The 19,768-nt window shown below is 51.3% G+C and carries 20 protein-coding genes; 11 read left to right on the top strand and 9 right to left on the bottom strand.

The annotated features are described in order from the left end of the window. Positions 1-633 precede the first annotated feature (633 nt). From L1278_RS03915 to L1278_RS03895, 5 genes are all read left to right on the top strand, one after another. Complete coding sequence (locus tag L1278_RS03915; RefSeq protein ID WP_253401146.1) at positions 634-2,319, top strand: S41 family peptidase; 1,686 nt, start codon at positions 634-636, stop codon at positions 2,317-2,319. A 76-nt stretch (positions 2,320-2,395) separates the two neighbouring features. After that, the gene (locus L1278_RS03910) at positions 2,396-3,595 is read left to right on the top strand and encodes a homogentisate 1,2-dioxygenase (RefSeq protein ID WP_253401145.1); all 1,200 of its coding nucleotides are present in this window, start codon (positions 2,396-2,398) and stop codon (positions 3,593-3,595) included. Between the two features lie 144 nt (positions 3,596-3,739). After that, positions 3,740-4,267: a hypothetical protein gene (locus L1278_RS03905; protein ID WP_253401144.1), complete on the top strand. Its 528-nt coding sequence runs from the start codon at positions 3,740-3,742 to the stop codon at positions 4,265-4,267. A gap of 17 nt (positions 4,268-4,284) precedes the next feature. Next, on the top strand, positions 4,285-4,665 hold the full coding sequence (locus L1278_RS03900) for a co-chaperone GroES family protein (protein ID WP_253401143.1): 381 nt from the start codon (positions 4,285-4,287) through the stop codon (positions 4,663-4,665). 254 nt (positions 4,666-4,919) lie between these two features. After that, positions 4,920-7,406, top strand: a complete 2,487-nt coding sequence (locus tag L1278_RS03895) for a DUF5916 domain-containing protein (RefSeq protein WP_253401950.1) — start codon at positions 4,920-4,922, stop codon at positions 7,404-7,406. Between the two features lie 299 nt (positions 7,407-7,705). Here the strand turns inward: L1278_RS03895 and L1278_RS03890 are convergent, their stop codons facing one another. The 9 genes from L1278_RS03890 to L1278_RS03855 form a co-directional block, all read right to left on the bottom strand. Then, positions 7,706-8,323 (bottom strand): hypothetical protein, encoded by a 618-nt coding sequence (locus L1278_RS03890; protein WP_253401142.1) that lies wholly within the window; start codon positions 8,321-8,323, stop codon positions 7,706-7,708. Between the two features lie 192 nt (positions 8,324-8,515). Next, positions 8,516-12,277, bottom strand: a complete 3,762-nt coding sequence (locus tag L1278_RS03885) for a S8 family serine peptidase (protein WP_253401141.1) — start codon at positions 12,275-12,277, stop codon at positions 8,516-8,518. A 199-nt stretch (positions 12,278-12,476) separates the two neighbouring features. Then, positions 12,477-13,451: a porphobilinogen synthase gene (gene hemB / locus L1278_RS03880; protein WP_256488428.1), complete on the bottom strand. Its 975-nt coding sequence runs from the start codon at positions 13,449-13,451 to the stop codon at positions 12,477-12,479. Between the two features lie 116 nt (positions 13,452-13,567). Beyond that, positions 13,568-13,738: a hypothetical protein gene (locus L1278_RS03875; RefSeq protein WP_253401140.1), complete on the bottom strand. Its 171-nt coding sequence runs from the start codon at positions 13,736-13,738 to the stop codon at positions 13,568-13,570. Positions 13,739-13,784: 46 nt separating this feature from the next. Continuing rightward, positions 13,785-13,910, bottom strand: coding sequence for a hypothetical protein (locus L1278_RS19495; protein ID WP_256488427.1), 126 nt, complete (start codon positions 13,908-13,910; stop codon positions 13,785-13,787). A 132-nt stretch (positions 13,911-14,042) separates the two neighbouring features. Continuing rightward, complete coding sequence (locus tag L1278_RS03870; RefSeq protein WP_253401139.1) at positions 14,043-14,300, bottom strand: DUF2007 domain-containing protein; 258 nt, start codon at positions 14,298-14,300, stop codon at positions 14,043-14,045. Positions 14,301-14,381: 81 nt separating this feature from the next. Next, positions 14,382-14,762 (bottom strand): hypothetical protein, encoded by a 381-nt coding sequence (locus L1278_RS03865; RefSeq protein ID WP_253401138.1) that lies wholly within the window; start codon positions 14,760-14,762, stop codon positions 14,382-14,384. Between the two features lie 151 nt (positions 14,763-14,913). Continuing rightward, on the bottom strand, positions 14,914-16,155 hold the full coding sequence (rocD, locus tag L1278_RS03860) for an ornithine--oxo-acid transaminase (protein ID WP_253401137.1): 1,242 nt from the start codon (positions 16,153-16,155) through the stop codon (positions 14,914-14,916). Between the two features lie 151 nt (positions 16,156-16,306). Further along, positions 16,307-16,621, bottom strand: a complete 315-nt coding sequence (locus L1278_RS03855) for a hypothetical protein (RefSeq protein WP_220626300.1) — start codon at positions 16,619-16,621, stop codon at positions 16,307-16,309. A gap of 145 nt (positions 16,622-16,766) precedes the next feature. Between L1278_RS03855 and L1278_RS03850 the strand changes: the two genes are divergently transcribed. From L1278_RS03850 to L1278_RS03825, 6 genes are all read left to right on the top strand, one after another. Next, complete coding sequence (locus tag L1278_RS03850) at positions 16,767-16,940, top strand: DUF5522 domain-containing protein (RefSeq protein WP_253401136.1); 174 nt, start codon at positions 16,767-16,769, stop codon at positions 16,938-16,940. Positions 16,941-17,073: 133 nt separating this feature from the next. After that, a complete protein-coding gene (rpmB, locus tag L1278_RS03845) occupies positions 17,074-17,313 on the top strand; it encodes a 50S ribosomal protein L28 (protein WP_007652245.1) in 240 nt (79 codons plus the stop codon). Then, complete coding sequence (locus L1278_RS03840) at positions 17,313-18,932, top strand: aminopeptidase P family protein (protein ID WP_253401135.1); 1,620 nt, start codon at positions 17,313-17,315, stop codon at positions 18,930-18,932. The genes rpmB and L1278_RS03840 overlap by 1 nt, the downstream gene beginning before the upstream one ends. 52 nt (positions 18,933-18,984) lie before the next feature. Then, entirely contained in the window at positions 18,985-19,197 is a 213-nt protein-coding gene (locus L1278_RS03835) for a PLDc N-terminal domain-containing protein (RefSeq protein ID WP_253401134.1), read from the top strand. 122 nt (positions 19,198-19,319) lie between these two features. Then, on the top strand, positions 19,320-19,508 hold the full coding sequence (rpmG, locus tag L1278_RS03830; RefSeq protein WP_007652246.1) for a 50S ribosomal protein L33: 189 nt from the start codon (positions 19,320-19,322) through the stop codon (positions 19,506-19,508). Between the two features lie 2 nt (positions 19,509-19,510). Then, on the top strand, positions 19,511-19,663 hold the full coding sequence (locus tag L1278_RS03825; RefSeq protein ID WP_253401133.1) for a DUF4295 domain-containing protein: 153 nt from the start codon (positions 19,511-19,513) through the stop codon (positions 19,661-19,663). The last annotated feature ends 105 nt before the right edge of the window (positions 19,664-19,768 follow it).

Below are 19,768 nucleotides of genomic sequence, written 5' to 3'. Positions count from 1 at the left end.
TTAATCGGGAATTGTAATTGTCAGGTGTTTCCTTGTCTGAATCAGGATTTACAGGATTCTCGTGCACGATTAACATCCCCCTGCCCCTCCTTGTCCAAGGAGGGGAATCTGTAATTACTACTTTACTGGTATAAGCTTTGTAGTTCCTATCATATACCAGACATACAACTGGCAGGTATAGCAAGACTAACTTACCCCTTAAGCTATGAAACAAAAATCCCTAACCAGGTGCACCAAATGACGATTTTTTGTTTGAGCGGTCAGCGAGTTTAAAAGCGTCTTGATTTTTTTGCTTACTGGGGGTAGGGGCCCTCGATTTTTTCATCAAGAAATAAAGTAGGTGCCCGCCGCACAGGCGAAGCAATGAAACAACTCAAGTTGTTATACCTCCAACAGCCGCCACTACGCAGCAAGGACAACACAGGCAACTAACCCAAAACACTTACTACAGCATTATTTTATACTAAAATGGAATAAAACCCGACCAAAGCTTTGTTCAAAGAATAACAAGCTATACAGCATGCAGGTATACCTATAAAGAAACCTTGCATAGAGAAGCGTGAATATTTATCTCCATAAAGCTGCACAAAAGCGCCCGCTTAGCTTTATATTTAACCGTTTTTAGAGATCGAGATGAGCGAAGAAACCAAACATAACCCGCAGGCGGAGCTGGAAGCAGCCGAACAGGGCAAACCCCGCAACACACCCTTTCAGGTGCGCCTGCCCCTATACATTGCCCTGGCCCTGGTGGTTGGAGTGCTGATCGGTGCGAACACCTTTTCACCTTCCGATACCAACCCACAAAGCACTGCTAAAGCTTATCTGAAGTTCCGTGACGTGCTCAGCTACATCGACCGCGACTACGTGGACACCGTGGACACCGAGAAACTCACCGACCACGCCATCACCAAAATGCTCGAGAAACTCGACCCGCATACCTCCTACATTCCTGCTGCCGACCTGGCTATGGCCCGCTCATACCTGGAAGGCGATTTTGAAGGTATCGGTGTGGAATTCAATATTTTCAAGGATACGATTTATGTGATCACGCCCCTGAGTGGCGGTCCGTCAGAGGCGGCAGGTATACAGGCTGGCGATAAAATTATTTCGGTAGATGGCGAGAATGTAGCCGGCACGGGCATTGCTAACGAGGGTGTATTTAAGCGCCTGCGCGGACCGAAAGGCACTGATGTGAAGTTACAGGTACTTCGCAAAGACAATAAGAAGCCGTTCGACTTTACCATCACCCGCAACAAAATTCCGACCGTGTCGGTGGATGTGAGCTACATGGTGAACAACAACACCGGTTACATCAAAGTGAGCCGCTTCGCCTCCAATACCTTTGACGAGTTTAAAGTGGCGCTTTCGGCTTTGAAGAAGAAAGGTATGCAACAGCTGATCCTGGATTTGCGCGGCAACCCCGGCGGCTACATGGACCACGCTACCCGCATGGCCGACGAGTTTATTGCCGGTGACAAGATGATTGTGTATACCGACGGCAAAGGCTCCCGCTACGACTCCAAATCTTTTGCCCGCACCAAAGGCGACTTCGAAAATAATCCTGTGATCGTGCTGTTGGACGAGGGCAGCGCCTCTGCCTCCGAGATTGTGGCCGGCGCCCTGCAGGACAACGACCGCGCTCTGATCGTGGGCCGCCGTTCGTTCGGTAAGGGACTAGTGCAAATGCCGATTCCGCTCAACGATGGTTCGGAGTTGCGCCTGACCATTTCGCGATACTATACCCCAAGCGGCCGCTCTATCCAGAAACCTTATGTGGCCGGTACCGAGGATTACCAGAAAGACATGCTGAACCGTTTCGAGAACGGCGAGTACTTCCATCCGGACAGTAGTCTATTTGTGGATTCGCTCAAGTATAAGACAAGCAAAGGCCGTGTGGTATACGGAGGCGGCGGTATCATGCCCGACGTGTTTGTGGCGCGCGACACCACCGAGATCTCAGACTTTCTGGGGCAACTGTATAGCAAGAACGTGATACGCGAGTATGCCTTGGCCTACTACAACGACAACCGCAAAGACTTGGAGAAGATGCAGATGGATAAGTACATCAAGTCTTTCAACATATCAGACAAGATGATGAAGGACTTGCTGAAACTGGCGGCGCAGTCGGATGTGACGTATGACGATTTGCAGTTTAAGCGGTCGGAGTCCCTATTGCGCAACAATGTAAAAGCCTTTATTGGCCGAAGCGTATACGGCAATCCGGGTTTCTTCCCGATCCTGCACGAAAAAGATGAGGAGTTTCAAGAAGCCTTGCGTCAGTTTGGAAAGGCGCAGCGTCTGGCCAAAGGTGGCGTATAACAAACCAAAATTTTTATTTGTATAAGAAAGAGCGCCTGGTAGGGTAGCTTTTGAAAACCATAACCAAAGAAAAGGAATGGCTTACTATCACAAATTGGGCACTTTTCCGCAGAAGCGACACACGCAGTTTAGGCAGGAGGACGGCAGTCTGTACGCCGAGCAGCTCGTGGGCACGCTGGGCTTCAGCGGCCTGTCATCGTTGCTATACCACAAGAATCCGCCGACGCGCATCACCCGCATCGGGGAGCCTATACCTTACGCGCCCAAAATTGCCGAAGGTATAAAACTGGCCCCGCATCATCTCAAAACACTCGACCAGACCATTACCGGTACCGACTACCTGAATGCCCGCAAGACCATGATGCTTAACAACGATGTGGCCCTCAGCATTTGCAATCCGTCGGAGCTGAAAATGGACTACTACTACAAAAACGGCCAGGCCGACGAAGTGGTGTTCGTGCACGAAGGAAGCGGGGTGTTGCTGTCGCAGATGGGTAAGCTGGAGTTCCGGGAGGGCGATTATATTGTAATTCCGCGCACGATCATTCACCAGTTTCACTTCAACGACGGACCGGTACGCCTACTAATCACAGAGTCATTCAGCCCGATAGAAACACCGCGCCGCTACCGCAACCACTTCGGCCAGTTGCTGGAGCATTCGCCTTTCTGCGAGCGCGACATCCGTGCCCCGCACGAGCTGATCGAGTATACAGAAGGCGGGGAGCATTTGGTGCAGATCAAGAAAGACGGCATGCTGCATCAGTACTACTATGATTTCAGTCCGTTTGACGTGGTGGGTTGGGATGGCTATTTCTATCCGTATGCGCTGTCAATTTATGATTTTGAGCCCATTACCGGCCGCATCCACCAGCCACCTCCCGTGCACCAGACCTTTGAGGCGCACAACTTTGTGATCTGCTCGTTTGTGCCGCGTTTATTCGACTATCACCCACAGGCTATACCTGCGCCTTACAACCACTCCAACGTAGACTCCGACGAGGTGCTCTACTACGTGGCCGGCGATTTTATGTCGCGCAAAGGCGTAGACAGGGCTTCGTTTACAGTGCATCCGGGCGGTATACCGCATGGTCCGCACCCGGGCACGGTGGAGGCGAGCATCGGCAAGAAAGAAACGCACGAGTACGCCGTGATGATCGACACCTTTAAACCGCTATACCTGACAGAGGAGGCTGTTAGCCTGATGGACAAGAATTACCCTATGAGCTGGCTTGAGCATGGTCCGGATACCACCCGCGCCGCCGACATGTTTGACTAGGATTTCTTTACTTTCGATCATTTTACTTAATTTTGCACACTGTGCAGGCATACAGGTAGAGCAGCCCGCGAGGCTGCTCTACTTTTTCAGGCCCGCGGTGTATTTAAAATATCTAATAGAGAATACTTTACATTTCACCCTTTTATGAAGAAAATGCTGCTGGCAGTACTGGTGCTGCTTACATTTATAGGAACATCCTGCGATAAGGTAGACGATCTGCTCACCTTTTACATCGAACAGGAAGAAACCATCCGCATCGAGTCGACTTTCCCGATAGGTGTGGTGACGCCGCTGTCGCCTATACCTGTGAAGACGAACTCATCGGAGACGTTTAAGAACAACAAGACCCAAGCCGAGCTGGTAAAGGACGTAAGCCTGAACAAACTGACGCTTACCATTACGGATCCAGCAGACGAGAATTTCGACTTTTTGCGCAGCATCGAAATCTACCTGAGCAACGACAAAGGAGAGGAGACGAAGATTGCCTACCTGGACGAAGTGCCAAAAGGCGTGAAAGCCATTGAGCTGAAATCGACCAATGCCAAGCTCGACAAGTATATTAAAGGAGAAACCTATACTGTAAAGACAAGAGCTGCTATTGCCAAACCGATCACGCGTGACGTCGCCATCAAGGCGGCTATGCGTTTTAAAGTGACAGCAGACCCCATTTAATCATGCAGACTATATCCATGAGAATCTCAGAAAGCAATAAACTCGAGAAGATCATCATCGTTGGCGACCGTGTGCTAATCAAGCCGAAAAGCTCACGGGAGCAAACCAAGAGCGGGCTATACCTGCCGCCCGGCGTGCAGGAAAAAGAAAAAGTGCAGGAAGGCTACGTAATGAGGGTTGGCCCCGGTTATCCGATGCCTGCCGACTATGGCTTTGATGAAGAGATGCTCGCCGACGAGGAACAGGAACAGGTGCGCTACTTGCCGCTTCAGATAAAAGAGGGCGATCTGGCTATCTACCTGCAGCGCGATGCCATCGAAATCAACTACCTCAGCGAAAAGTACTTTATCGTGCCGCAGTCGGCTGTGCTCATGCTGGTGCGTGAAGAGGACTTGTAGGCCATCTAAAAGCTTTGTGAAAGCGCCATGCTTGGTTACCAGGTATGGCGCTTTTTTTTGTGGTTTCATCGATAAAAAAGACCAGTTTACCCTGTTACAAATGATGTTAGCCGTTTTTGTTACCCTGCAGAAGCAACCATTATGAACTCGGGGGCATCTATTCAATACTTTTGTCTAAATGCTCACCTTGACCGCTCTTTCACTTTATGATTCATTGTTTCCCTAAGCCTGTTTTTTTACGGATAGTTTTGTTGGTGCTTGCGGTGCTGGTGCAGCAGCAGGTGTGGGCGCAGGATGAGAAAGCTCCTGTCTTAGCCAGTGTAAAACAACTGCAGGCGCTCCGCATCACAGAGCCTGTAAAAATTGACGGTTCGCTGGACGAGGCAGTATGGCAGCACGCCGAGATAGCGACCGACTTCATACAAAACAGACCCAATCCGGGCCCGAAAGAAGTGCATCCTACGCAGGTGCGCATCCTCTACGACGATGCGGCCATCTATGTAGGAGCCATCATGCACGACGTGTCTCAAGACAGCATTTTCAAGGAGATGGGCAGGCGCGATGACCTGGGCAACACGGACTTTTTCGGCGTTTTCTTCGATACCTACAACGACCAGCTGAACGGTTTCGCCTTCTTTACGACCCCGGCCGGAGTACAGCTCGATGCCCGCTACTCTTCTAACGGCGAGGACTTTAGCTGGAATGCCGTGTGGGAAAGCAATGCCACCCTGCAGGGCAACACCTGGGTGGCCGAGATGCGCATACCCTACTCGGCGCTCCGCTTCAGTAACAAGCCGGAGCAGCTGTGGGGGCTCAACTTTATGCGCAACCGGCAGTCGACACGCAAGGGCTACTTCTGGAACCACGTGGACCCGGCCATCGACGGCTTCGTGAACCAGTGGGGCAAGCTGACAGGTATAAAGAATGTGGAGGCTCCGCTGCGTCTGTCGCTGACACCCTACGTGTCGGGCTATGCCGAGAAGTACCCGCAGCAGAATGGCGACGGCACCACCTCCTACAAAGGCAACTTCAACTTCAGCGGCGGCATGGACGTGAAGTATGGCATCAACGACGCCTTCACGCTGGACATGACCCTTATACCTGATTTCAGCCAGGTGCAGTCCGACAACCAGGTGCTTAACCTGTCGCCTTTCGAGGTGCAGTTTAACGAGAACAGGCCTTTCTTTATGGAGGGTACTGAGCTCTTCAACAAAGGCGACTTCCTGTACTCGCGGCGCATTGGCGGCAGGCCTGTCAATTTTCTGAAAGCAGATGAGGAGGAGGAGTTGGGCCTTACCATCATCGAGAACCCGCGTGAGACGAAGATGCTGAACGGCACCAAGATATCGGGCCGCACGCAGTCAGGCTTAGGTATAGGCATCTTCAACGCGGTGGTGGGGCGGCAGTTCGCTACTGTGGAGGACAGCGAGGGCAACCGGTTCCGGAAAGAGACGCAGCCGCTCACCAACTACAACATTGCTGTGTTCGACCAGTCGCTCAAGAACAACTCCTATGTGACGCTGGTGAACACCAACGTGATGCGGCAGGGCAGCACCTACGACGCCAACCTGACCGGCCTGCTTTTCCGGCTGGCCACCAAGGGCAACAAGTACGCCCTGAACGGCAAGGCCGCACTCAGCCAGAAATACTACACCAGTGACACGCGGCTGGGGCACATGTACAGCTTGGGTGCGGGCAAGGTGAGCGGCAACTTCCAGTACAGTTTCACCCACTCCATGAAGTCCGACACGTATGATCCCAACGACATGGGCATCAACTTCATCCGCAACACCGTGGACGAGGACCTGAACCTGCGCTACAACTTCTACCAGCCTTTCTGGAAGCTACTGAACATGAACACCCAACTGGGGGCCACGTACAGCCGCCGCTACAAGCCCGACGCTTTCCAGAACCTGTTGATCTATGGGCGGGTGAGCGGCACGTTCAAGAGCTTCCTGAGCATGGGCACCTCCTTCAACTTGGAGCCTGTGGTAACCTACGACTTCTTTGAGCCGCGCGTGGAAGGACGCTACTATACCTACCCGACCAACTCCAGTATAGGCGGCTGGGTCTCTTCGGATTACCGCAAAAAGCTGGCCCTGGATGTGGAGTTCAACTACCGTACCTTCAATGAACATGAGCGCCGCAGCCTCGATTTGTTCGTGTCACCCCGCTACCGCGTCAACGACAAGCTTTCCTTTACTTACAGCTATAGCCGCAACATCCGCCAGGACGACATGGGTTTTGCCCACCATGTGGCAGAGGGGGGGCGGAATGGCATGGAAGAGCGGGTGATTTTCGGTCTGCGGGATGTGAACACGGTGACCAATGCGCTGACGGGGTCTTACATCTTCAACAACCGGATGTCGCTGTCGTTGCGGGCGCGTCACTACTGGTCCAAGGCTGAGTATGATCGCTTCTTCAAGCTCGGCGACAAAGGGGAGTTGCTGACTGACATCTACCCACATGGCGGCTACTTTGCGGAAGGGGAGCAACCGAACCACAACATCAACTTCAACACCTTCAACATCGACATGGTGTACTCCTGGTGGTTTGCGCCGGGCAGCGAAATCAGTATCGTCTGGAAAAACGCGATACTCCACGATCAGAAAGAGATCATACCCCGATACCACGACAACTTTACCCGCACCATCACGGGACCGCAGACCAATAGCCTCTCCATCAAGGTGCTGTATTTTATCGATTATCAGGTATTGAAGAAGCAGTTTTCTAAATCGTAGGACTGTTGCACACAATACAGAGAAGGCCCGGAGCTATTGTAGCTCCGGGCCTTCGTGCTTATGTGAAGCAATAAAATGCCTTCCAGGGAAGAAACAATGCTTCGCTTGTGTTTCTTATGCCCCTAGTTCACACTCGCGGGACGCGAGCGAGGGCGGTGAACTTACTTAGCGGTATACCTGTGGTTTAATTAATAGGTCCGGACACCGAGCAGTTATACCCGAAACAAGCTATACCTAAAAGGAGAATCCCGGAGCTGCAGCAGTTCCGGGATTCTTCTTTTAGGTATGGCAGGTATAAACTAGTTGATCGGCTGGGTCAGGTCGAAGTCAGCCTGGAAGCGGAGCTGGTTGTCGCGCTTGAGAATGTAGCTGAAGGTTTTGCCATCCGGGCTCAGCACAATGTTCCACTCGTTTGTGGAGGCGGCAGGTATAAGCTGGGCGGTAAAGGCATCGGCCGGGAAGCGCATGGTGCTGGCATCGTTTGTGTCCATGGCAATGCCGCCGTACATAGTCACTTCGTCCGGGGTGCCGTCTTCGTGGCGGTGGTCATGCTTTAGTTGCAGGCCTTCTTCCATTTGAGTAAACACCCACGTTCTGGATTTGTCCTCGCCAACATGGAAAGGAATGCGGATAACCTCATCAGAGCATTCACGCACATGCATAGTCAACTCTTTCCCTGCAAACGGATCCTTGCCATCAGCCGGAAACACAGCTTTGCCCCGGAAGCTCTTGCCACACAGTTTGCTTAACTCCGTGAAGAAGGCCTGTTGGGTGGCCGTTACCGGCGAGGCCAATTGCTGCGCCTCAGGCACCTCCTCAAGTTCTTCGGTTTGTGGCGGGGTATTGCTGGCCTGTGGCTGTTGTGCGCAGGAGGCGAACATAAAAGCCACGCTCATGGCGAGTAGTAATTTCTTCATAGTCCCTGTTTTGTTTGGCTGAAGATAGGCAATATGGGCGATCCGGCAAAATAAGGGGAACACAGCAGTGGCAGGTATAAGAGGTGACTCAGGTTGTATGTCTTTGTGCTATACCTGAAGAAGACGGAAATGCTGCGCCACAAAAAAGCCCCGATGCAACGACCGGGGCTCTTCTGAATTGCTTGCTGTCCGCTAGCGCTGCAGCACCAGTTTCTGGGTATAGGTCTGGTCACCGAACTTCACACGGAGCAAATATATGCCGGAGCTTCTTGCCGAAAGATCAATATCAGCTTCGTAGAAACCATTGAATCCGGTCACCTTGCGGGTATAGATCTGGTTGCCCAGCATGTCTGTCACACTCAGGAAGAGGTCCTCCTGCTGTTCCGTTTCAAACTGCACTTTAAACACCCCGTTACTTGGGTTAGGTGAGGCTACCAGTTCCTTTTTTAATGTACGTCCATTTGCCTGATAGGCGAAGGTATAGCTCTGCGACCGTGTGGAAACGCAGCCCTGCCACTGTGCCTGCACGGTATAGTCGCCGCTTTCAGTAGGGGTATAGGTTTGCCCGGTTGCGCCAGGTATAGGCTGGCTGTTCAGGTACCACTGGTTGCCATCCGCCACGCTCGATTGTAGGCTCAGGTCCTGGCGTGTGATGAACGGCGTCGGAATAGGTGTGCCATTCTCAACCGGAACTGCTACCCTCGGGCTGGCGCAGCCGAGCGCCCGCACTTTAAGGTCGTAGAAGTAATAGTAGTAGCTTAGCGAACCTGGACTGGCCGTGTTTCCGGTGATGGTAAATACATTGCTTACGCCAAACGGATAGCCCGTTACGCCCGCATTGTTGCGGTAAATGGTGGCGCCATCCTTATGGTCGTAGCTGATGGCAATGTTGTAAGTATCAGCCTCGGGTAGCTCCAGACCTAAATAGTACACTGCACCCTGATCGTTCGGGTCATCTTCCTGTACACCCGGGGCAGGGGTGGTGCGGGTAGCTTCCATAGTAATTGTCCGGCTTGAAACAGGGGAGCCGTTGCTGTTGTAGGCCGTAAAGGTGATCTTGCCGGAGTTGCCAATGTACAGGCGGGCGCTTTCCAGCAGCATCGGTGCCTGCGTTTCTACAATAACATCTGGTGTGAACTGGTTATAGCCACCACCTGTCGCAAACTTCTTCGTTGCCGGGCCAATGGTAGCCGAGAAGTCATTGAGCGAGGCGTAGATGGTGCCGTTAGCACTGCTCCTGGCAATACTGGTTGCGTTGCCTGCCGCTATGGGCGTACCTCCGCTTGCCGTGTTGTACCAGAACACGGTGCCGTCGCCTGTGCCTGTCAGGGTATAGCTGGGCTGATCGCCGCAGCGCGTAGCCACAGCTTGTGGGGCAGCTGTATTACCGCCTACGCCATAGTTCCTGCGCAGCGCATTATTCTCAGGTACGGCATCTCCAGCAGCGCCTGCCGAGGCAATCAGTTGATAAGTGGCCCCCGCTTCCGTCTGAAAATCAGCAGTAAGTAAGATCTCGTCAGAAGTGAAGGATTTTAAAGTATTGGTATAGACCGTTGTCAGGGTAGCTACTTTGGAACCGCTGAGGTATACCTCCAGTGTGACAGGTATAGCCTTCTGATCCCGCAGTCCGTTGTTGCGGAGTGTAACAATGAACTGTTGGGTTGTGCCCGCACAGAGTGAAGCCCCAACCGGAGTTACCTGCTGCAGTACGATATCCGAAGAAGGCCTTGCCACCTGCACAATGTAGTCCTGTGTTTCGCCGCGGGTATAGGTGCCACAGGGGCTTATACCTGCCGGGTCGGATGTTTCAGCCAGCACAACGCGTAGGCGGGTGATGTGGCCGGGCTGCAGGAACGAAGGGGCAGAGATGCTGGCATTGAACATACCTACACCGCTAATCACGCCCGAAATAGCTGCTTCTTCTCCTTCATCCTCAAAGCTGCCATTGCCGTTCCAGTCCACGTATACCTTGGCTGCCTTGCTGGCGTTGGCGCCACAGGTACCCAACTCAAACGATACCGTTTTGGTCTGGCCTGGTTCAAAAGTCAGCAGCATTTCGTCCTGCAGGCGGTAGGTAGCGCAGCCATCAAAAGGAGTAGTAATGCCGTCGAATGTGATTTTGCTGATGCGGGAACCTGCCTCTGAAGCAGGCGCACTTGCACAGTAGGCGGTGCCGCCCACGCCACTCACTAATAAAGAATAATCCTGAGGGCCCTTCTGTAGCGTGCGTTTATGCGACACAGTAATGGTATAGGTCTCACCAGGTATAGGGTTGGGTATAAACACCTGCTCTACGTTGTCCACCACGTTGTCGCCGCGGGTTGCTGGCTGCTCTGGTTTGTTCGGGTCCAGTACCCAGGGCAAAATCGTAGTACCACGGTGCGTTATGCGCACATCCAGGTCGTTGATCAGGCGCGGGCTGCGGTTGTTCAGTGCGCTTGCCGTCGGGTGGACAGCCCCTTCCGGATCGGTCCAGGAAATGGTGGCCACCAGCGGGCCCGCACCGGATGCTACTACCTCGAAAGTATAGGTTTTGCCTTGCGCCATCTGGCGCTCCTGTATGAGGTGCGTACCCTGTGTGTTGCTGATCATGGTAGCAGCGCGACTGGCGTTCAAGAGTCCCCAGCCATGCATGTAGTCCGGACCTGGGGCATCGCCGGCCTCGTCAGCGGTGTGGATGGCCAGACCCTTTAGTGTGGCGGCGCGCATAAATTGCCCCTTGTTCAGATTGGCATAGTGCTCCTGCAGGAGTATCAGCGAACCCGATATGTTGGGAGAAGCCATGGAGGTGCCGCTCAATGCTTTATAGGATTTGTCACTGACACTTGTCGTGGAAAGTATGTTTTCTCCACCGCCTACCAGGTCGGGTTTGATGCGGCCATCATCGGTAGGGCCAAAGCTGCTGAAACCGGAGACCTTTACATCAGAAGGTTGGTTATAGCCGCCCGGTATGTTGCTCACCGCGCCTACTGTCAGTATGTTTTTGGCGGAGCCATAAGTGGCAATGCCATCATAGCTGTCGTTGCTGCTGATGTTATCCGGGCGCTTTGCCACCAGCGTAAAGTTACCGTTGGAGTTGCGCTGCATGTAGGGCTTGCCCACTTCAGGCCCCGGTTCCTGGCGGTTGTTCCCACCCGACTTCACAATCAGAAAATGAGGGGCGTTGTAGGCAATGCGGTCCCAGCTAACGGAGGTTTCGTCGTAGAAACCAAACTTGTAATCTTCAGTTTCGCTTACCTGTGTGGAGCCCCACCACTCCCAGTACGGGTCTTCATCGGTACCCTTGCGCTCGCTGTTATAGCGCCAGCCGGCTATGGTGCCATACGAGTGGTTTGAGACCAGCATATTGGCTTGTGCAGCTGCGGCCATCTCGGAGGTGTTGTTATTAAAGTCATAGGCATAGAGTTTCTGCACGCCATAGGCCATCCCTTTTGCCTTAGCGCTCAGGCCGCTGGCAATGAGGGTGCCTGCCACGTGGGTAGCATGCTCATTTAGCTTAGTGACTTTGTCTTTCTGCTCTACCCGGCCGCGCAACTCTACATGCGATTCACGTACCATACCACCATCCCAGATGCCCAATTTGTCGGTTACGCTGTTGCCTGCCCCGCTGAGGTTGAGGCCTAGTTTGCCGCCTTCCCAAAGCTGGTCGGTGCGGGTGGTGCTGGCGGCGGAACTGTTGTAGGTGATGTAGTAAACCGGCATACCCAGCTTGTCGAGGTGCTGCAGCGAGATGTAGGTGCCGTCTGGGTAAGTCTTTTCTATTTCCCAGCCGTTTTGCCTGGCAAGCGCAATGGCCTCGGCACGTTTTACCCGGTAATTCTTGTCTTCAGCTGCCGCAATGCGGCCCAGTTCCTTCACATTTGCGCGCACAGGCAACGTACCAACCTGCTGCGCGAAGCTAACAGTAGTTGTTGCAAGTGCCGCAGCCATCAGCCAAAGGCTCAATCCTCTCATAAAGTAGTTTAGGTAGAAGTTTAGAACCACCAATATAACTAAAAGTGCCCGAACCCCAAACTGGTTCAGAATGAATCAGATAATTGGCTAAACATTGACTTTGAAGTTATCTATACCTGATGTTAATCAAGCCATTTACAAAAAAAAGCGCCCTGCACTTTTAGTACAGGGCGCTCTCAATTTCAGAAGGCTTATCCGGTTATTTTCGGAAGTAGTTTGCAAAGTCCTTGGCAAAATAGGACAGGATGATGTCAGCGCCGGCACGCTTGATGCTCAGCAGACTCTCCAGCATGGCCTTTTCACCGTCGATCCAACCTTTGAGGTCCGCAGCTTTCACCATGGCGTACTCCCCGCTCACGTTGTAGGCAGCGATGGGCAGGTGGGAGTTGTCGCGGAGCAGCTTGATGATGTCCAGGTATGCCAAAGCAGGTTTCACCATCAGGTAATCAGCTCCTTCTTCGGTATCCAGGGCAGCTTCGATCAGGGCTTCGCGGCTGTTGGCGGGGTTCATCTGGTAGGTTTTTTTGTCGCCCATTTTCGGGGCAGAATCGAGGGCATCGCGGAACGGACCGTAGAAAGCGCTCGCGTACTTGGCGGTATAGCTCATGATGCCCACTTTGTGGAAACCGTTCTCGTCGAGTACGCGGCGGATGTGCCCAACGCGCCCGTCCATCATATCCGAAGGACCCACAATGTCGGCTCCGGCCTGCGCTTGTGTGAGCGCCATGTTGCCCAAAACTTCCAGTGTTTCGTCGTTCACAATTTCACCGTTTATCACAATACCGTCGTGTCCGTCGGAGCTGTAAGGGTCCATGGCGACGTCCGTCATCAGCACCACATCCGGGAAGTTCTTTTTGATCTCGCGGATAGCTCTTGGGAACAAGCCGTCCGGGTTCGCGCTCTCTCTGGCATATTTGTCTTTCAGGTTTTCGGGGATACTCGGGAAAGGGGCGAAGGCTTTGATGCCCAGGTCCACGCAGGAGGCTACCTCGTCGAGCAGGGTGTCTACAGAGTAGCGGTTGATGCCTGGCATGGAGCCTACTTCCACCTTCTGGTTTTGGCCCTCGATGATAAAAAGTGGGAAAATGAAGTCGTTCAGTTCGAGCGCAGTTTCCTGCACCATGCTGCGGATGACTTCATTATAGCGGTTTCTTCTTGGTCTTTTCGTGATCATAATATAGCGTTTGCTCTAAAATGTTTCAACATAAGTATACCGCAAAGGTACGGCTTATGCGGGGCAAAGCGAAGTTATACCTTATATTTTGGCAGGCGCTATACCTGGAATCTCGTCTACTCCTGCTGAGTTTCAGAAATAGCTTCCGGTGCGGTGTTGTCAGATTTTGTATGCTGCTTGTGCGCCACATAAGCGCCGATGCCAAGCCCGACCAAAAAGCCGGCAAAAGCAAAGGCGATGATCCATTTTCTTAAGCGAAGAGAGAGGGAATGGGTGTTGGATTTCATTGATGGAATTTTGCCGCTGGGAATCGTTGAAAGAAGTCGAACTGTATTAAACTGTAATATAATAAATCGCCTCACCCATGCTTTTGCCGAAACTGTAAATAGCAAAAGCCGAAGCGGCAAGTAAGATTGCTTTAATGATTATCGGTGTCAGGTATAGGTCTCCTTTCTTCATAACGGATTAGCGTGTTAAGTTAAAAATAAGCTCGCCAAGGCTGCTTCCGACCTGTTCTCCTGCTATGAACACTATAAGAAGTGCTATTATGATAGTGCCTATTCTAACTGATTTTTTCATAAGTCAGATATGCTAGTCTTCGTTGTCAAAAGCGGCGTCATTAAAACCTTCCAGGAGTCTTTTGGCCTCCTCTTCATCCTGCTCTGAAATAATCAGTTTCACCGGATTAAAGCCGCCTGAACTCACCTGCCAGGGCGCGATGCTGCCCATATGCTCGTTTTGCATGAACACGTAAATGCTATGGTTCTCAAGCATGTTTTTGATGACGGCCGCCCGGTGGAAGTCGCCGGAGAAAATGACAATGGGTTTGGTTTGATCTGATTTGGTCATGTTTTCAATTTAAAATAGAAGCAAGTCGAAGTCACATATTCAGATGTTATCATGCTTTCACCATTGCTGTAGAAATTATTCTTACTTTATAGATTTCAAGTACATATCCAGCTCTTTCGAGCGATGAAATTGTAGACATTCAAAAACGATAGGCCGCGAGTCTCCAAAATCTTTTATACGGCTCACTGTTATCTTGCTAGCGGCCTCCAGCGCCATGCTATCTAGCGAACTAGAAACACCTCCAAGGTCTGCTATGTCGTGTAGCATTCCTCTTGAAAAGTCAATTTCTTTAATCTCGCCAGCTATTTCTTCTCCCAAGGCGTGGTGCAAGCAAGCACAAAAAGCATAGTCCTTCCTCCATTGAAGTTTTTCGTCTGCAGAAACGTTGCTTTCTGGTGTCATTACGTTTGCAGATGAACAGGAAAATAAGAACAAAGCTGAAATAAGCAGATACTTTTTCATTACTTCTTAGTTAATCAAGGCTTACAGTTTATGCTTCTTGTAATCAAAAACTATTGTTTCTTAAAGCTAGTGATTTTTTTGTTTTCACTTAAAAAACAAAAAGGCGAAGCCGCTACAGCCTCGCCTTTCATGTGTTTCAGGTATACCTGACTTAGAATTTCATGATGACCTTTTCGATGATATCGCAGCACTCATGCAGTTGCTCTTCCGTCATCACCAGCGGTGGTGCGAAGCGGATGATGTCGCCGTGCGTTGGTTTGGCCAACAGGCCATTCTCCTTCAGTTCTACGCACACATCCCAGGCAGTGTGGCCGTCAGCTGCCGGCTGAATCACAATAGCATTGAGCAATCCGCGGCCACGTACCAGTGTTACCACTTCGGGGCGTTTTACCATCAGTTGGTTCATGCGGTCCCGGAAGATCTCCCCCATTTTATAAGCATTCTCTACCAGGTTCTCATCTTTTATCACCTCCAAAGCAGCAATAGCCACAGCGGCAGCCATCGGGTTGCCACCAAAAGTAGAACCGTGTTCACCCGGCTGGATGCACAGCATAATATCGTCGTCGGCCAGAACACAAGACACCGGCAGCACACCACCCGAAAGTGCTTTGCCCAGTATCAGAATGTCGGCTTTCACGTCGTCGTAGTACGTAGCCAGTAGCTTACCCGTGCGGGCTATACCTGTCTGAATCTCATCGGCCATCAGTAGCACATTATACTCTTTGCAAAGCGCATGCGCCTTGGATAAGTAGCCGTCCTGCGGCACTACCACACCCGCTTCGCCCTGAATCGGCTCCACCAGGAAACCGCACACATTCGGGTTTTCTTTCAGGGCTGTTTCCAGTGCTTCCAGATCATTGTAAGGAATTACTTTAAAGCCCGGCATGTACGGACCAAAGCCTTTGGTAGAGTCCGGGTCGGTAGAGAAAGAGATGATGCCCGTAGTGCGGCCATGGAAGTTGCGCTCTACCACAATGATCTCGGCGTTATGCGAGGCGATGCCCTTTTTCAGATAACCCCACTTGCGGGCCAGTTTGATAGCGGTCTCTACGGCCTCGGCACCCGAGTTCATGTAAAGCGCCTTGTCGTAGCCAAACAGCTCGCAGATGTACTTCTCGGCTATACCTAACTTGTCGTTGTAAAAGGCGCGGGAAGTAAGTGTGAGCTGTTTTGCCTGTTCGATCAGGGCGTTGATGATGTGCGGGTGGCAGTGTCCCTGGTTCACGGCGCTGTAGGCCGACAGGAAATCATAATAGCGTTTGCCTTCCACGTCCCACAGGTATACGCCTTCGCCTTTATTGAGTACCACCGGCAGTGGATGGTAGTTGTGGGCGCCGTATTTTTCTTCGGTTTCGATGGCCTGTTGGCTGGAAGTAATGGATAGCGTGCTCATAGTTGATGTGTTAAAAAAGCTGTTTTCTGAAACTCGGGACAGGGCTGCGCCACAGGCTGCAACTCCGAACCTATATCTACAGGGTTTCTGATGATTTGTTGTAAATATAGCGATAAACAGCCTGAATTATACCTTTGCCCGGAAACTAGGCCTACGCGCGCCTTGTTTGCCCTTTCAGGCATTGTCTGAACACAGTGTAGAAGCCCTCGGGATCATACTCAGCGTAAATGTTGGTCATGATGCCGAACTGGTTGTCATCGGTGCGGAAGCCGTATACCTCCTCTTCGCCATTCTGCGCAGAAGGCGAAGGCACGACATGCCGCTCGATCAAGGTAAGTTGGGCAGGGGAGATGGACTTGCTCAGTTCAGAGCAGTATACCTGCCGGTGCTGTATGCTGAAGGTATTCACGAAGCCGCGGGAGCGCATGACGGATACGGCCTCACTCAAATTGTTGAAATGGGACATAGTTTATATGGTTTAGGTATTGAATGCGCGGCAAGGAACAATATCTTGGTTAACGGGTATTGTGAGGAAGGTATAGAGAGAAGCACAGTTATTTGGTGAGCGTCCTGATTTTGCCGATATTTGGCGTTCAAAAAGAAGTATAGCCGTGAGCGATCTGAAAGAAGGAGAGGATTTTTACTTTGAGCGGGGACTGATGGTGCTGACGGCCAAGTACCTGCTCAAGCGTGGCTACTGTTGCTGCAACGCCTGCCGCAACTGCCCTTATGGCTTCACTAAAAAGAAGAAAGAAGCCGGAGAGAAAGGTTCGGACAAGGTATAGGCGATGCAATTTAAAGGCCTTTGTAGCTGTTTTAGAGCATGTTTTGCTAAAATCATCTGCTATGCCTTTGACATTGTGTTTCTTTTTATAGATATTTGCACCCCTATTGAAATAATTTAGAAGAAAATACAAGATGGCACGAGTTTGCGATTTAACCGGAAAGAGAGTACAAGTAGGAAATAACGTTTCTCACGCTAACAATAAGACAAAGCGTAAGTTCTATCCGAACCTTCAGAAGAAGCGTTTCTACATCCCTGAGGAAGATGCTTGGGTAACCCTTAAAGTTTCTACTTCAGCATTGAGAACAATCAACAAAAACGGTATTTCTGCCGTTCTGAAGAAAGCAGTAGAGCAAGGCTTCATTATGTACTAATGGCAGCCTTCCGGCTGTGCGTACTGTTATGCTGGCTGTCCTTTACGGCAGTAGCGCAACCGCACGCAGGCTCAGGAAAGACATCTGATACTTTAGATAAAGAGTTTCATCGGCAACGGAGAGAGGTCCTGCGGCAACAGCTGCCCCCTCGCTCCGTTGCCGTTCTTTTTGCCAGTCCCGTGCGCAACCGCGCCAACGACGTGGACTACTACTACCATCCCGACCCTGACTTCTACTACCTGACCGGCTATACCGAGCCGAGTGCGGTGCTGCTGCTTTTCCAGAGTTCGCAGCACGTGAATGGCAAGCAGGTGCAGGAATTACTGTTCGTGCAGCCCAACGACCAGATGCAGGAGTTGTGGAACGGTAGCAGGCTAGGCGTAGAAGGAGCAGAAAAGGAACTAGGTATAGCCACACTTGCGAACACCGACTTTGCCGGCTTTAAACTCGACACGACCAACCTGCAGCACATCCTGATCAAGGAATTGCCGCATGACGTGCGCGACGATGCAGCTGACGAAGCGGACTTGTTTAGCCTGCTCGGTCAGTTCAAAACGAAAGTAAAGTACCCGACCAACTTCAGCGCGACCCGCAGCATGCTCTACAGCATTGTGCGCGAACACGGGCTGGGGCAGGCAGAAGGAGTAGCCGCCTACATTCAGGAGGCCATGCAACGAGAGCCGGATCTGAAGCATGACAAGTCGCTACAGGGTTACCTGCAAGCTAAAGATATGCGCTCCCGAACCAAAGCCGTGGCCGCTATACCTAATCAGAAACTCGACGCTTTCACCCTTGACCAAATGCTGGACGGCATGCGGGAGGTAAAAACCGAGGCGGAAATCAATCTCCTTCGCAAGGCGGCAAGTATGTCGGCTATCGGGCAGATAGAGGTGATGAAAGCCATGAAGCCGGGCATGTCCGAAATGGAAGTGCAGGGTATTCACGAGTTCGTGTTCAAGAAATATGGGGCGAAACATGTAGGCTACCCGAGCATAGTGGGCGCCGGCAACAACGGCTGTGTGCTGCACTATACCTCCAGCACCAAGCCGGCTATACCTGGCAACGAACTGGTGTTGATGGATGTGGGAGCCGAGTGCCTGGGCTATACCGCCGACGTGACACGCTCTATACCTGCCAACGGCAAGTTCACAAAAGAGCAGCGCGCCATCTATGAACTGGTGCTGAAGGCGCAGGAAGCAGGTTTCCAGCAGTGCAAAGTGGGAAACGCTTTTAACGCACCCCACCAGGCTGCCGAAGCTGTGATTGCCGACGGGCTGGTGAAGCTGGGTGTTGTCAAGAAAAGAGAAGACGTGCAGCGCTATTTTCCGCACGGCACGTCGCACTACCTGGGCCTCGACGTGCACGACCGTGGCACCTTTGGACCTTTCCAGGTAAACACGGTTATCACCGTGGAGCCAGGCATTTACATACCCGAAGGCAGCCCCTGCGATAAGAAATGGTGGGGCATTGGCGTGCGCATCGAAGACGATATTCTCATCACCGAAAAGGGTTGGGAAAACCTCTCGAAGCTGGCGCCACGCACGGTAGCCGAAATTGAGAAGACAATGGCCCAGCCGAGCGCATTGGATGGTTTTACGCTGCCTGCTTTAGAAAAGTAGCTGTGGCCGTTCATTTTTAGGTATATTACCTCCCTAATCGGGTATAAAAAAGATGGCTGCAGGCTTTCACGAAATAGCACTTTACGGTATCGTTGGTGCTGCGCTCATTTTGCAGATGTACATCGTGTGGGACATCTACCGGAAAGACTTTCGGGATGAGTGGAGCAGAACACTGTTTCTGGCGGCTGTGATGCTTATACCCATCGTGGGTATGGTGATTTACGCCGTATTCTCCCACAGATTCATGAAAGAGCAAGACGCCTAAGCAGGTATAAAACAGAGCTTCAGGAGACTTGAAAAAGCTTCTACAGAAAAATTGATACTTTGTTTGTAATTAGAGATTTAAGCTTGTATATTTGCAGTCCTAAATAAAAATTTACTGTTGAGATGGCTAAAAAAGCAAAAGGTAATAGAATCCAGGTAATTATGGAGTGCACAGAGCATAAAGCGACTGGCATGCCTGGAACTTCAAGGTACATCACTACCAAAAACAGAAAAAATACGGCTGAGCGTTTAGAGCTTAAGAAGTATAACCCTGTGTTGAAAAAAGTAACTGTACATAAAGAAATTAAATAACCATGGCTAAGAAGGTAGTTGCAACCCTAAAAACCGCTACAGGTAAAGATTGGGCGAAAGTGATCAAAGCCGTTAAGTCTCCAAAAACTGGTGCTTACAGCTTTAAAGAAGAGATGGTGCCTGTTGACAAAGTACAGGAATTCATTAAGAAGTAATTAAGCCTACTCTACATAGATAGAATACATGAAGAAGTCCCTTTACCGGGACTTTTTTAGTATATTACCGTATCACACCGAGATAGTCTTCACCCTACAAAACAC

This window comes from Pontibacter sp. HSC-36F09, from assembly GCF_024171605.1.
Lineage (GTDB): Bacteria > Bacteroidota > Bacteroidia > Cytophagales > Hymenobacteraceae > Pontibacter.
This window is presented reverse-complemented; position numbering and strand designations above follow the sequence as displayed.

Bases quoted from the DNA above. Each gene is read 5' to 3' on its own strand.
- L1278_RS03915 (WP_253401146.1), top strand. From the start codon at position 634: ATGAGCGAAGAAACCAAACATAACCCGCAGGCGGAGCTGGAAGCAGCC.
- L1278_RS03910 (WP_253401145.1), top strand. From the start codon at position 2,396: ATGGCTTACTATCACAAATTGGGCACTTTTCCGCAGAAGCGACACACG.
- L1278_RS03905 (WP_253401144.1), top strand. From the start codon at position 3,740: ATGAAGAAAATGCTGCTGGCAGTACTGGTGCTGCTTACATTTATAGGA.
- L1278_RS03900 (WP_253401143.1), top strand. From the start codon at position 4,285: ATGAGAATCTCAGAAAGCAATAAACTCGAGAAGATCATCATCGTTGGC.
- L1278_RS03890 (WP_253401142.1), bottom strand. From the start codon at position 8,323: ATGAAGAAATTACTACTCGCCATGAGCGTGGCTTTTATGTTCGCCTCC.
- L1278_RS03885 (WP_253401141.1), bottom strand. From the start codon at position 12,277: ATGAGAGGATTGAGCCTTTGGCTGATGGCTGCGGCACTTGCAACAACT.
- hemB (WP_256488428.1), bottom strand. From the start codon at position 13,451: ATGATCACGAAAAGACCAAGAAGAAACCGCTATAATGAAGTCATCCGC.
- L1278_RS03875 (WP_253401140.1), bottom strand. From the start codon at position 13,738: ATGAAATCCAACACCCATTCCCTCTCTCTTCGCTTAAGAAAATGGATC.
- L1278_RS19495 (WP_256488427.1), bottom strand. From the start codon at position 13,910: ATGAAGAAAGGAGACCTATACCTGACACCGATAATCATTAAAGCAATC.
- L1278_RS03870 (WP_253401139.1), bottom strand. From the start codon at position 14,300: ATGACCAAATCAGATCAAACCAAACCCATTGTCATTTTCTCCGGCGAC.
- L1278_RS03865 (WP_253401138.1), bottom strand. From the start codon at position 14,762: ATGAAAAAGTATCTGCTTATTTCAGCTTTGTTCTTATTTTCCTGTTCA.
- rocD (WP_253401137.1), bottom strand. From the start codon at position 16,155: ATGAGCACGCTATCCATTACTTCCAGCCAACAGGCCATCGAAACCGAA.
- L1278_RS03855 (WP_220626300.1), bottom strand. From the start codon at position 16,621: ATGTCCCATTTCAACAATTTGAGTGAGGCCGTATCCGTCATGCGCTCC.
- rpmB (WP_007652245.1), top strand. From the start codon at position 17,074: ATGGCACGAGTTTGCGATTTAACCGGAAAGAGAGTACAAGTAGGAAAT.
- L1278_RS03840 (WP_253401135.1), top strand. From the start codon at position 17,313: ATGGCAGCCTTCCGGCTGTGCGTACTGTTATGCTGGCTGTCCTTTACG.
- L1278_RS03835 (WP_253401134.1), top strand. From the start codon at position 18,985: ATGGCTGCAGGCTTTCACGAAATAGCACTTTACGGTATCGTTGGTGCT.
- rpmG (WP_007652246.1), top strand. From the start codon at position 19,320: ATGGCTAAAAAAGCAAAAGGTAATAGAATCCAGGTAATTATGGAGTGC.
- L1278_RS03825 (WP_253401133.1), top strand. From the start codon at position 19,511: ATGGCTAAGAAGGTAGTTGCAACCCTAAAAACCGCTACAGGTAAAGAT.